This window comes from Leptotrichia buccalis C-1013-b (assembly GCF_000023905.1).
Lineage (GTDB): Bacteria > Fusobacteriota > Fusobacteriia > Fusobacteriales > Leptotrichiaceae > Leptotrichia > Leptotrichia buccalis.
On the sequence record NC_013192.1, the window covers coordinates 1,319,601 to 1,333,142 of the forward strand.

The window sequence follows — 13,542 nt, forward strand, 5'->3', positions numbered from 1 at the left end:
TAAAAACTTCTTTCCTATTAAACCAAAACCCCTTTAGTCGAAGGAATCTCATCCTTATACTTTTCATCAATACTTACAGCCTCTGCCAAAGCTCTAGCAACTCCTTTAAAAATCGACTCAATTATATGATGCGAATTTGTCCCAGCCATATTCTTTATATGCAATGTCGCATTCAAATGCCGTGTAAAGCCAATGAAAAACTCTTCCACCAATTCTGTGTCAAAAGTCCCAACTTTTTCAGTCGGAATATTCACATCAAAATTCAAAAAATATCTCCCGCTTAAATCAACAGCAACTAACGTCAGAGCCTCATCCATCGGCAAAAGAAAGTTCCCATACCTTCTCACACCCTTCAAGTCCTCTAACGCCTCATAAAAACATTTTCCCAATGCAATTCCAATATCCTCCGTACTATGGTGATCATCCACCTGCGTATCCCCATCACAATAAACCTTCAAATCAAATCTCCCATGCTTCGCAAACAAGTCAAGCATATGGTCCAAAAATCCAACCCCTGTATTATTTTCATATTTCCCAGTTCCATCAATATTTAATTCAACTTTTATTTTTGTTTCAAATGTATTTCTTTCAATTTTAGATTTTCTCATAACTTCATCCTTTCGTATACCTTTAATTATAAATAGTATAATCTATTTTTTTCTCTTTTTCAAGATTGACTAAAAAACAAGAAATTTGTTTTGAAATATTAAAAATCGTGTTATAATTTAGTAGATAATTTAATTTATTAAAAATATAGGAGGTGAAAATATGCTTACTTCTGATGAGAGAGCTGAAAATTTTATAAAAAGATTTGGTTTTGACTTTGATAAAATTGATAAAAATCAAATAATTTCTTTAATAAATGAAGAATTTGAAAGAGCAGTTGAAGAGAGAAAAAGATGTTTTTATGATAGTTCTGAATGTCTACGTGTATTGTGCGGATATTTGTTTTGTTTAGGCAATATTTCTGATGTTCCGCTATTAGAAAAAGTAAAATATAAAATTGATATGGATATGGGAGTTGCAATTGACGGCATATGGATTATTAGTTTAGAAAACAACGGTATAGAGATGAAAGAATACGATATTCCATCAAAAAAAGAAATTATAGAAGGTTTTGTAGATTATTACGAAAGTTGGCTCTAATCTAATCAGTATTCTGACAAGGGGAATTACCCCCTTGCTTCATAATATTTGTTTTATATATTTTTTAATATTTCAAAAACTTCTTTATAATCGCTGACCAAGTGCACTTTGATGTCTTCTAATATTTTCTTATCAATTCTTAATAGCTGTGCTTCATTTTCCTTAGGAATTATAAAGTTTCTTATTCCTGCTTTGTAGCCACCTTCAATTTTTGAAGTAACTCCGCCTATTGCTAAAATTTCACCACTAAGAGTAATTTCACCTGTAAAACCTGTATCTTGCCTAATTTCCAATTTTGTCAATGCAGAAAGAATCGCTGTTGTTATAGCTATTCCAGCAGAAGGCCCATCTTTTGGAATACTGTTGTCATCAAAATGAATATGAATGTCTTGATTATAATAAAAATCTTTATTTTTTATGCCAAAAGTATCACAATTTGCTCTAATGTATGTTATTGCAACTTCTATGCCCTCTTTTATTACAGAAGATAAATTTCCAGTAACTTTTTTCTCGCCTTTTCCTTCTATTACAACAGCTTCGATTGGAAGTATACGACCACCAAGAGAATTTACTCCCAATCCCATAACTTTTCCAATTCGGCTTTTATTTCTATCAGGAATCATAATGTTATTAGTTGGTATTTTATTTGCTGTTATATATTCTTCAATATTTTCAAGGGTAATCTTTTTAAATTTCTTTTTTTCTAATTTATTTTTTATTATTTTCCCATAAATTTTTTTTAAAATTAATTTTAGTTTTCTAACCCCGTCTTCTAATGTGTAATTTTCAATAATATATTTTAACACATCTTCGGTCAAATTAAAATTTTTAGCACCAACTTGTAAATTTAATTCAGGAATTATATAATTTTGAGCTATAATTATTTTTTCTTCAACACTATAGCTGTCAAGGGTAATAACTTCCATTCTACTAAGCAGGGGTTTAGAAATTTTTTCTAAATAATTTGCTGTAGCGATGAACATTATATTTGATAAATCATATTCTATTTCCAAATATTCATCTCTAAATCTTTTATTATCATCAGGATCTAATATTTCCAATAAAATTCCTTGAATATCTCCATTTGTTTTATTTTCTGAAACTTTGTCAATTTCGTCTAACAAAATTACAGGATTATCGCATCTTAATTTTGCTAAAGCCTTTATAATTCTTCCTGGCATAGCAGAAGTATAAGATTTTGAGAGTCCATTCAATTCAAATCCTGAATTAATTCCACTTATTGAAATTTTTTCAAATTTTCTTCCCAATGCTTCTGCAATTGATAAAACAAGAGAGGTTTTACCAATACCAGCACCGCCTGTCAGACACAGAATAGTAGGATTTTTTTTACCTTTGCTATATTTTTTTATATGCTCTAATAATACTAGATTTTCTATAATTGTTTCTTTTACTCTGTCCATTCCATAATGATTTTTATTTAAAAGCTCTCTCAATTTAGTAATATTTAATTTTGCTTCTTCTGTATTTTTTCCCCATTGCAATTCGTCCAAAATTAATCTTAGATATTTTTCACATTTCACTTTTCGCGAGGGATCTAAATTTTTCTCTTCTAATTCATTGATATACTGTTCTACATTTAATTTTGCCTCAAGACTAATATTCAAATTTTTTAACTGTTCTCTTTTTTTCTCAATTTCTTTTTTTATATCCGACATCATCCTTAACACCTTTCATACGATTAGAATAGCAAAACTTCTATCAAAATAAAAAACAAAATTTAATCTTTATTCTAAATTCTAAATTATTTCTTCCAATTTCTCAATAAAAATCCCCATTTCCTCATCCGTACCAATCGTAATCCTCAAATAATTATCAATTCTATCTTTTGCAAAATATCTTACTAAAACTCCATTTTCTTTTAGCTGTTTATACAAATCGCCTGCGAAAACTTTGTTGTGAGAAATAAAAATAAAATTAGCACTTGAATTTAATACATTAAATCTTAATTTTTTCAATTTTTCAACCGTTTTTTCTCTAGTCTGAATAATTTTAGCATTAGTTTTTTCAAAATACTCATCATCCTTAAACGACTCGATTCCAGCTTCAATTGAAATTCTGTCGATTGTGTATGAGTTAAATGAAAATTTCAGTCTATTCAGCCCTTCAATTATATTTTCAGAGCCAAGTGCATATCCAAGCCGTATTCCCGCCATAAAACGTGACTTGGAAAATGTCTGAACTACAAGAACATTATCGTATTTATTTATTAATTTTACAGCACTTTCTGCTCCAAAGTCAACATACGCCTCGTCAATAATAACTAGCTGGTTTGGATTGTTTTTTACTATTTCTTCAATTTCATCCAATTTTAAAGCAATCGAAGTTGGTGCATTCGGATTTGCGATAATTATATGCCCATCCAAGCCAAAATATTTTTGAATTTCAATTTCAAAACTATCATTTAAAGGAATTTTGACTTCCTTTACATTAAATAAATCGGCATAAACTGGATAAAAACTGTATGTAATATCTGGATAATAAACTTTATCTCCCGCATTAAAAAATGTCATAAAAATAAATGCCAGAACTTCATCCGATCCATTTCCAATAAACACTTGTTTATGTGTAACTTTATCGTTTATTTTATTAGAAAAATATTCAGCAATAACTTTTCCAAGCTCCATTACATCAGGATCTGGATACAATTTCAAATCTTCCAAATTCATAGATTTTATTTTTTCTATAACTTTTGATGATGGCGGATAAGGATTTTCATTTGTATTAAGTTTAATATATTTTTTGTCTTTCGGCTGTTCTCCCGGCGTATAAGGCTCTATTTCTTTTATTTTATCATTCCAAAATTTACTCATTTTATAATTTCCTCCTTAAGCACAATTTTTACTTGAATTCTGACAAATCATATAATTTATCCTTTGTTTCCCATTTTCCATTTACTTTTCTAAACTCAAGCACATTACTTTCTTCAGTAGTTTCACTTATTTGTTTTCTAAGCTCTTCACCTAAATACTTTAAGATTTTTTCTCTTTTTTGATTATTTAGATCGCTAATGTGTTCCAAATTATTTATTTCTTCATCTGTCACTCCTGCTTTTTTTGCTGCTTTTTCCACATCTTCATCGCCGCCAGAAAGATTATTAAAATCAGGTAATATTTCAATTATTTCCACTTTAGCAATATTTTTACCTGTAAAAGAAATAGATTTTGGAACATATTTACTTTTAGATAAGCCAGTTATCATTTCATTTGCCATAACTTCAGACATTTTATCAAAAAATTCTATATCTTTAATATAGTAATTATTGTTATTATGATATCGATTTTTCATATTTCTTAAAAACATAATTCTTGATTTTTCCAACATAATTTTTTTATCACGAGTTTCATAATCATTAATCATCTTATTAACAGTATTTTCAATTTCTTTACTATCCCTATCAACTTCACTTTGTGAAATTTTAACACCACTTTTCACAAAAACTTCATAATTCTGTTGTGCCATTCCCAATGTTCCCAAAATGAACAATCCTAGTAGTATTTTTTTCATTAATTCCTCCAATTACTCTGTTGTTAATTTTTTGTTCTAATTATTTCTATTTTGTAAAAAATCTAAAATATTTAGATGATTTATTCCATCTTCGCTCAGATTTATTTCATCCATCGAAATTATAAACTTCTGAAAATTATCCTTAACTTTTTTTAATGGTGTTATCTCTTTCTTGAATGTATTTTCATCAAGTATCGTTGCTGACACTTGATAGTATTCTCTTCCATTATTTCGTTCTGCTATAAAATCTATTTCCAGATCTCCAATTTTACCTATATGCACAGTATATCCACGCCTAATTAATTCCAAATAAACTATATTTTCCAAAATATGCCCAATATCGCTATGCTTTTTATTTATAAGCAATTTTCTTAGTCCTATGTCAACTATATAATATTTCTCCAGCGACTTTAAATGTTGTTTTCCTTTTATATCATAACGTCCAGCTTTGTACAATATAAACGACGATTTCAAGGCTTCTATATAATTTTCAACGGTAGAAGATGTCGTTTTTCTGCCATAGGAAACAAGTGTATCTGCTATTTTTTTAGGCGAAACAATATTTCCAATGTTTTCAAATAGAAATTTTACTACAGATTCAAGCAAAGTACTATCCTGTACTTTATTTCTTGCAACTATATCTTTTAGCAAAACTGTGTTGTATATTCCCATTAAATAGTCTTTTCTTATATCATCATCATTTATTTGTGTCGCATAAGGAAATCCGCCATTTTCAAAATATTTATTCCAAGCCTGTCTCACATCCTGTATTTCATCCAATTTAAGATATTCAGAAAAAGATAAGGGCAATATGGATATTTCGATATATCTGCCTGAAAGCAGTGTTGCCAATTCGCCAGATAACATCATCGCATTGGAGCCTGTTATATAAATATCTGTGTTATCCTTTATAAACAGAGAATCCACTGCCCTTTGAAAATTCTCAACTTCCTGAATTTCATCAATAAATATATAATTTTTTTTATTAGGCACAAGCCTTTCTTCTATATATTGATACAATGCTCTATAATTTTTTAAATCTTCAAACTTCAAATCCTCAAAGTTTATAGAAATTATTTGTTCTTCCAAAACATCCGATTCCATTAAAAAATTTCTAAATTGAGATAGCAATGTAGATTTTCCGCACCGCCTAACGCCTGTAATAACCTTTATTATCTGCATATCTTTCACTTTTTTCAATTTTTCCAAGTATTCAGTTCTTTTAACCATAAAATCACCTCATACAAAGTATATCAAAAAAAAGAAAAATAATCAATTTTTTTATTCTCAAATCAAAAAACTTTCTAATTTCACAAACTTTTTCTTTTCTAAAATAAAAACTTTCAAAAATTAAATACTTTTTATTTTAAAAACGAAAAATCTTAGTATTATAGAAAAAGCCTGAAAACTCAAACTTTATAATTTTCAAACTTTTCAAAAAATTATTAAAAATTAGTTTTCAGACAAATTATATTTTTTTATTTCTCAAATCTTTTAGAAACCGAACGAGCATGAGCCGTAAGCCCTTCATTTTCAGCAAATTTAATTACTTTATCCTTAACTTCTTCAAGTCCTTGTTTTGAATAGTAAATAAACGAAGATTTTTTAACGAAATCGTCTACTGAGAGCGGAGAAGAGAATTTGGCAGTACCGCTTGTCGGCAATGTGTGATTTGGGCCTGCTAGATAATCTCCAATTGGTTCAGGCGTGTTGTGTCCCATAAATATTGATCCTGCGTTTTTTATTCTTGGCAATAATTCAAATGGATTGTCTACTGCCAGTTCCAAATGTTCTGGTGCTACAAAATTGCTTACAAAAACAGCATCATCCATATTGTCAACGATAACTATTCTTCCTTGAGTTTCAATCGATGCCCTTGCAATTTCTTCTCTCGGCAATTCTTTTAACTGCTTTTCCAATTCCTTACTAACTTCATTTGCTAATTTTTCAGAAGTCGTAACTAATATGCAGGCTGCCAGTTTATCGTGTTCCGCCTGTGACAATAAATCTGCGGCTGTATGAACTGGATCTGCACTTTCATCAGCAATTATAAGCACTTCACTTGGTCCTGCTATCATGTCAATCGAAACTTCCCCATAAACCATTTTTTTAGCCATTGCAACGTAAATATTTCCTGGTCCGCCAATTTTATACACTTTTGGAACAGTTTCTGTACCGTAACTAAGGGCAGCTATTGATTGAGCTCCACCTACTTTAAAAATTCTGTCAACTCCAGAAATTTTTGCCGCAACAAGAATAGAAGATAAGATTGTTCCATCTGCAGTTGGCGGTGTTACCATTATAATTTCGTCACATCCTGCAATTTTAGCTGGAACTGCATTCATAAGCACAGTCGAAGGATAAGCCGCTGTTCCCCCAGGCACATAAAGTCCAACTTTTTCAATCGGATTAACTATTTGCCCCAAAATTACGCCATTTTCCTGTCTTATTAAAAAATCATTCCTAACTTGCTTTTCGTGAAATTTCTTGATGTTGTCATGCGAATACTGAATAACTTCCATTAATTCCTTGTCAATTGTGTCAAATGCTTCTTGAATTTCTTCTTCAGTAACTTCCAAATTTTCCAGTTTTACACCATCAAATTTTTCAGTATACTCTATCAAAGCCTTATCTCCTCTAGCTTTAACATCTTTCAGAATGCTTTCCACAGTTTCATTTACATCATCGTACGAAAACTGGCTTCTAGCAAGCTCCTTTTCCAAATCAACATCTTTTGAATACTTGATCGTTTTAATCATAACGCATCACTCCACTTCTTTTTTTATTATATTTATTTAAATATTTTCATAGTAATTTTATTTAAAATAAGCCTTAAAAATTATGAATGTTTTGTGTAGCTACTATATTTTGTTTAATTTTTAAACTATTTACAAAATTTCTTTTATTTTATTAACAATTTCTTCAATTTTTTTATTTTTAAATCTGTAACTCGATTTATTAGCAACAAATCTAGCACTTATATCTTCAATATTTGTAAGAACCTTCAAATTATTTTCCTTCAAAGTTGTCCCAGTTTCAACTATATCCATTATCACATCCGAAAGTCCCAAAATCGGTGCAATCTCAATGGAACCATTTAATTTTATAAGCTCCACATCTCTGTTAATCGAATCAAAATAATTTTTTGCCACATTAAGATATTTCGTTGCAACCACAAGAGGTCTATCAAAATTTTCCTTAAAATCCACTGGACCCGCAATCGAAAACTTACATTTCCCAAATCCTAAGTCCATCAATTCATACACATCAGGATTTTCTTCAAGCAGTATATCCCTTCCTACAACCCCAATATCCGCACTTCCCTTTTCGACATAAACCCCTACATCCGACGGCTTCACTAAAAGAAATCTAATATTTTTTTCCTCATTCTCAAAAATCAGTTTCCTATTATCTTCCTTCATTTCCGCACTTTCATAGCCTATTTTCTCAAATAAATTATACACTTTATTTCCTAATCTCCCTTTAGGAAGAGCTATATTTATCATACTATTCCTCCTTTTTCAATTCCCCATTTTGAAAAATATATTTCTCATCAAAATTAAAAATTTCAAAATCACTTTCACCTAAATTCTCAATATTTTCCGTCCTTACTCTAAGCCCCTTTTTCTGAAAATCATTTATAATTTCAACCAATTTCTCAAAATCACTGTTATCATAAACAATCAAAACTTCAAAATCATTTTTGTTCTCATCTTTATAATACCCCTTCAGCCCATCAGTCAAAATCGCAAATCCAACCGCTCCAGTATCAACCCCAAATTTTTCAAACAATTTGTCGTATCTGCCACCAGTTAAAATCACATTTGGAAAATCTTCAATGTATCCTTGCAAAATAATTCCGTTGTAATAATTCAAGTTTTTTACAATAGAAAAATCAAATATAATTTTCGATTTTTTATGAAATTTCAATAATAAATTATTTAATTGTTTGAGTTCAAATAATATTTTTTTCGTATTCTCATTTATTTCATATTTCAAAAGTTCCTTTTCAATATTTTCCAAATTCCCTGACAACTCAGGAATTTTATAAATTAATTTTTTCACATTTTCTGAAACATTTTTATTATTTTCCAATATTTTTTCTATATCGTGGCTATTTTTCCGATTAATGCAGTCAAATATTTGCTCCTTTACTTCATATTCCAAATCAAAATTTTCAAAAATCGAAGAAATAAATCCCGCATGCGACAAAACAATCATACTTTTTTTATTTATAATATCCAAACTTTTTACTGCAAGATTAATAATCTCAAAATCCAAAAACGTCGATTCTTTCCCAATTAATTCAATCCCCAGCTGTTCATCCTCTTCGTAACCAACATATTTTGTCAGATTGTAAGTATTTTCCTGATAATAAATTTTACTGTATTTCAAAGATTGATCTTTAGACACCTTTTTTGCAACCGACAACGTAATATCGGGCCTCAACGCTAACAATTTTCCATTCGGACTCATAACAGTCAATACATTTCTATCAATAAAATCCTTATTTTCATTATACAAATCATATTCCTCGAAACTCGGAAGAGAAATCTTTTTATATCCATACGAATCATACATTTTCCGTATATTTAGTAACACTAAATCTTTTTTACTCATATTTTTTATATAATTTTTCATAATTTACTTCACTTTCCACACCTGTTTTACTTTTATCTTATCATATAATCAAAATAATTGCAAAAAAAGGAAGTTTTTAACTCCCCTTCATTCAAATATTTTCTATAAATCTTTATTTTCTCACAGCCCACATACTCACTGAAAGAACCTCACAAACCTTCTCAATTTTAGAAAATCCAATTTCTTTTAACAAATTTTCAACATAATCAGCAGGTAAAACATTCATTACCTCAGATTGATTACGAAACGTTTTCTTAACTTGCTCTTTCCTTGCTCCTCTTGCTAATGCAAATTCCTTCCAATAATTCAGTTGTTTATTTGAAAAAACGCTTATTATAAATACTCCATTTTTATCAAGACTCTTATAAATTTTTTCCAAAAATTTTTTTGAATTGTCAACAAATTGCAAAACTAAAAGACATAAACATAGCTGAAAATTTTTATTATTTGTATAATTTTCAAACTTATCACAAATATACTCTAAATTTTTCAAATTATTACATTCATTTTTTACAATATTTATCATAATCTCGCTGGGCTCTATTAATGTTATTTCAGAATTTTTACATATTTTTGATAATTTTTTAACTTCAAAACTCTGGCCGCCTATTGATAAAACATTTTTTATTTTCAAAGTTTTCATTTCAACCTGCAAAACAGCATTAAATATTATTTCAAGCATCAAATCATAAGCAGGAATTTTTTTTCTTATATCTTCTAAATAATTATCCTCTATAAATTTTTTCATAATACACCTTTATATTTAATAATTTTTCAAAACAATTTAATAAATTAAATACTTATAATACTTCTTAAACTCATCATCAGCCTCATTTTCCATCAACAAAAACCATTCCAACTCAGCCTCCCGCCTTTTCTTTTTTTCGTCCAAAACAAGTTTATACCGAAAATCAATATGAATATGCTCCCCTTCACTTTTCACAGGATTTTCAGGAATCTCAATCACATTCACATCAATCAGCCCAAAATTTTGCATATTTTCATCAATTTTTGCAAACAAACCAGTTTCTTCATAAAATTCACGAATAGCGGTATCTAAAGGTATTTCATCTTTTTCTACATGTCCTGCTGGCAATAAAATAGTTTTTAAATATGGATGTTTTATAAAATAACATTTTTCTTTTTTAAAAACTACAGCACTTGCCGATAAATGAACTTTAGATTTTCTGTTTGTTAAATTCTCTAATTTTTCTTGTAATAATATTTTTAGAATTTTTTCAATTTTTGTTTTAAATTCAGGCTTGTATTTTGCTAAATTTTGTAAATGCTTTTTTAAGAAATTAAAATTTTCTATTTTCAAAATTTTCTCCTTTTGAATATTTTCTTTAATTTTAAAATTAAATTTTATTGTAAACTTCCAGCATATTCAAAATATCCCTTGTTTCCTTCACATCATGAACCCTCAAAATTCTTCCTCCATCTTGCACCATCAGACTCTCAAACATTAATGTTCCCAGAAGTCTTTCTTCTAGCGACAGCCCAAATATTTTCTCATTAAAACTTTTTCTTGAAATAGCAATCATTATTGGTAATCTCATATTACGTAAATATTTTATCGACTTAATTCTTTCAATATCCTCAGGCGTATTCATGCTATTATTTGAAGAATACCCAACTCCTGGATCTATCGAAATTTTTTCTCTTTCAATTCCAATTTCTAAAATTGCTTTTACTCGCTCATCAAAATAATTTTCCAAATAATTTTTCAAGTTCGGAATTTCATCAAATCGTCCATTATTCATAACAACCAACGCAGGTTTATATTTTTCAACTAATTTCAATTTCTTTTCCGAAGTAAATCCATTAAAATCATTAATAATATCAATACCCGCATCCAGTCCTTTTTCAATAACTTCCTCAGTATCACTGTCCAAAGCCAGCACAATATCTGGAAACTCCTTTTTCACAGCCTGAATATATTTTTCAATCCGATTCCATTCTTCTTCTGCCGAAATATCATCAAAATTAGGCTTAGACGATTTCCCCCCAAATTCAAATATCTTAGCCCCATTTCTAATATCTTCTTCAATTCGCTTCAAAACCTTATCTAGACTCGAATTTCTCCCACCATCATAAAATGAATCTGGCGTAATATTCAAAATAGAATAAATTACAGAATCCGTCGTCAAATCAAACTCGAAATTATTTCCTTTCCAAATCAGCCTATTCTCTTGCAAAATCTCTTCCAATTTATTAATTCCATTTTCAAATTCAAAATTATTTTTTCTTTTCAAAATCTCAACCAGTTGTTTTAATTCTGAATATTTAAAAATAGCTGTAATTTCTTCATTTTTATTAAATGAAAAAATATTCTTCTCTTCCAAAAAATTCTCAAATTTACACAGTTCTTCTTTATTTCCATTAAATTCAATAATAATATTTTTTGAATCCTTATTCTTAATTTCATTAATTTTAATCATTTTTTTATTTCTTTCCCTTCTTAAATGATATATCTGTTTTTTCTGTTTAAATCTTTATTCTGATTAAATTAAAAATATTTTTCAATAACCTTTTTAACTTCCCCTAACAAATAAAATGATCCTACCACAAAAATACACTCATCTTCATTCTCCCTCAATTCCAACGCTTTCAAAAAAGCCTTCTCAATATTCTTTTCAGAAATTATAATATTTTTAGGATTTTCAATTTTTTTATCTTCAAAATATTTTTCCAAAATCTCTGAATCCAATTTTCTTTCTTCATTATTCGGCTCTGTCAATATAAAATTATCCCCAACTATTTTTAAAAGATTTACACATTTCTTCACTTCTTTATCCTTTAAAAATCCAACTACAAAAATTTTTTTCCTATTATAAAAATTTTTTTTAACATAATCTACAAATGCCTCAACACTATCCTCATTATGTGCCACATCCAAATATACATTTTTAATTTCCTCAACTTTTTCCATCCGTCCTGCAATTTGCAATGTTCCCAAGGTTCTATCAAATATTTTCTCTGTATTTTCTACACTATTTTTAGAATCATCACAAAATCTAAAATACCACATCAAAACTGTTGCCAAATTCTCTAGCTGTTGCTCTCCTTTTAGTCCAAATTTAAAAAAATACTTATTATTTTTAAAATTTTTCCCAAAATCATAATTTCCAATTATTTCAGCTCTAACTTTATTTTGAAATTCTAAATTGTTTTCAGATTTAAAATCTTCTTTTTCGTAAATATTTTGTCTATTCTTTTCTTTATTTTCTACTTTTTCAATTTTTATATTTTTTTCAGCTGAAAAAACATCACAATTTTTATATTTTGCTTCTTTTTCCAAAATTTCATAAACTACATCTCTCTGATTTGGAGCAATTATAACATTGCTCTGTTTTCTTATAATTTTTGATTTTGTTTGACAAATTTCCTCAATCGTATTTCCCAAAATATTTTTATGATCAATCCCAATCTTTGTAAAAATAGTATAATCAATTTTTGAAACTGCATTCGTTGCATCCAGTTCTCCTCCAAGTCCACATTCCAAAATCAGAACATTCACATCCTTATTTTTAAAATGTATCATCGCAATCAAAAACACCATTTCAAAATACGACAAATCATTCTCCAAGTTCAAATTCAACTCATTTAAAACCTGCCTTAATTTATTTTTACAACCTTCAAATTCCAGTTCAGTAATTTCAACCCCGTTAACCTTAATCAATTCATAAATTGTCGTTATTTGAGGACTCGTAAATAATCCAACTTTATATCCCATTTCACACAAAATGCTATTAATCATATAACAAGTTGAACCTTTCCCATTCGTTCCGCTAACATGAATGACCCGAACATCACTCGCTGGATTATTCATTTTGTCTAAAATTTTTGCAAGCAATTTTACTCTTTTCTTTTCTCCATATAATGATTCTTTCATCACTTTTTCTCCTATTTTTGTAAAATTATCATTTGTTAAGTTTATTTTGATATTCCAGTTTAATTCTAATCATCTATTCCCACTTTCCCCACAAGCTCTGTAATCAAGTAAATATGTGTCAAAGTATCTCCTTTATCTACCCTTTATCTAAATTATCAACACTTTTCTTCCCACCTAATCCTAACAATGGAGCAAAACAAAAACTTTGATTATACTCTAATTCTCCATATTTTTTTACAGCTTTTTCATATAAATTTAAATCAAAGTATTTGTCTGTAAAATTTTTTTCAGTATAGATATCTGAAAAAAAGAAATCCATACCAGAAGCCATTATT

At 28.6% G+C, this 13,542-nt stretch carries 14 protein-coding genes; 1 reads left to right on the forward strand and 13 read right to left on the reverse strand.

The window, feature by feature from the left end; translation table 11 throughout:
* Positions 1–17: 17 nt before the first annotated feature.
* Entirely contained in the window at positions 18–608 is a 591-nt protein-coding gene (gene hisB / locus LEBU_RS06105; protein ID WP_015769463.1) for an imidazoleglycerol-phosphate dehydratase HisB, read from the reverse strand.
* Positions 609–768: 160 nt separating this feature from the next.
* Here hisB and LEBU_RS06110 point away from each other — a divergent pair, with 160 nt between their 5' ends.
* Positions 769–1,146 (forward strand): hypothetical protein, encoded by a 378-nt coding sequence (locus LEBU_RS06110; protein WP_015769464.1) that lies wholly within the window; start codon positions 769–771, stop codon positions 1,144–1,146.
* Between the two features lie 53 nt (positions 1,147–1,199).
* Here LEBU_RS06110 and LEBU_RS06115 read toward each other — a convergent pair whose 3' ends face one another.
* The 12 genes from LEBU_RS06115 to LEBU_RS12255 form a co-directional block, all read right to left on the reverse strand.
* Entirely contained in the window at positions 1,200–2,825 is a 1,626-nt protein-coding gene (locus LEBU_RS06115; protein WP_015769465.1) for a S16 family serine protease, read from the reverse strand.
* Positions 2,826–2,903: 78 nt separating this feature from the next.
* The gene (gene hisC / locus LEBU_RS06120) at positions 2,904–3,977 is read right to left on the reverse strand and encodes a histidinol-phosphate transaminase (protein ID WP_015769466.1); all 1,074 of its coding nucleotides are present in this window, start codon (positions 3,975–3,977) and stop codon (positions 2,904–2,906) included.
* 28 nt (positions 3,978–4,005) lie between these two features.
* Positions 4,006–4,671 carry a hypothetical protein gene (locus LEBU_RS06125; RefSeq protein WP_015769467.1) on the reverse strand — a complete coding sequence of 222 codons (666 nt, stop codon included), beginning with the start codon at positions 4,669–4,671 and terminating at the stop codon, positions 4,006–4,008.
* A 36-nt stretch (positions 4,672–4,707) separates the two neighbouring features.
* Positions 4,708–5,901, reverse strand: a complete 1,194-nt coding sequence (locus LEBU_RS06130; protein ID WP_015769468.1) for an ATP-binding protein — start codon at positions 5,899–5,901, stop codon at positions 4,708–4,710.
* Positions 5,902–6,149: 248 nt separating this feature from the next.
* Positions 6,150–7,430 (reverse strand): histidinol dehydrogenase, encoded by a 1,281-nt coding sequence (gene hisD / locus LEBU_RS06135; RefSeq protein ID WP_015769469.1) that lies wholly within the window; start codon positions 7,428–7,430, stop codon positions 6,150–6,152.
* Between the two features lie 129 nt (positions 7,431–7,559).
* The gene (hisG, locus tag LEBU_RS06140) at positions 7,560–8,177 is read right to left on the reverse strand and encodes an ATP phosphoribosyltransferase (protein WP_015769470.1); all 618 of its coding nucleotides are present in this window, start codon (positions 8,175–8,177) and stop codon (positions 7,560–7,562) included.
* A 1-nt stretch (position 8,178) separates the two neighbouring features.
* A complete protein-coding gene (locus LEBU_RS06145) occupies positions 8,179–9,312 on the reverse strand; it encodes an ATP phosphoribosyltransferase regulatory subunit (protein WP_015769471.1) in 1,134 nt (377 codons plus the stop codon).
* A 112-nt stretch (positions 9,313–9,424) separates the two neighbouring features.
* Positions 9,425–10,060 (reverse strand): methyltransferase domain-containing protein, encoded by a 636-nt coding sequence (locus tag LEBU_RS06150; RefSeq protein WP_015769472.1) that lies wholly within the window; start codon positions 10,058–10,060, stop codon positions 9,425–9,427.
* Between the two features lie 36 nt (positions 10,061–10,096).
* Complete coding sequence (locus LEBU_RS06155; RefSeq protein ID WP_015769473.1) at positions 10,097–10,633, reverse strand: NUDIX domain-containing protein; 537 nt, start codon at positions 10,631–10,633, stop codon at positions 10,097–10,099.
* A 37-nt stretch (positions 10,634–10,670) separates the two neighbouring features.
* A complete protein-coding gene (gene folP / locus LEBU_RS06160) occupies positions 10,671–11,753 on the reverse strand; it encodes a dihydropteroate synthase (RefSeq protein ID WP_015769474.1) in 1,083 nt (360 codons plus the stop codon).
* Between the two features lie 68 nt (positions 11,754–11,821).
* On the reverse strand, positions 11,822–13,207 hold the full coding sequence (locus LEBU_RS06165) for a bifunctional folylpolyglutamate synthase/dihydrofolate synthase (protein ID WP_015769475.1): 1,386 nt from the start codon (positions 13,205–13,207) through the stop codon (positions 11,822–11,824).
* 136 nt (positions 13,208–13,343) lie between these two features.
* Entirely contained in the window at positions 13,344–13,538 is a 195-nt protein-coding gene (locus tag LEBU_RS12255) for a T6SS immunity protein Tdi1 domain-containing protein (RefSeq protein WP_238974467.1), read from the reverse strand.
* Positions 13,539–13,542 lie beyond the last annotated feature (4 nt).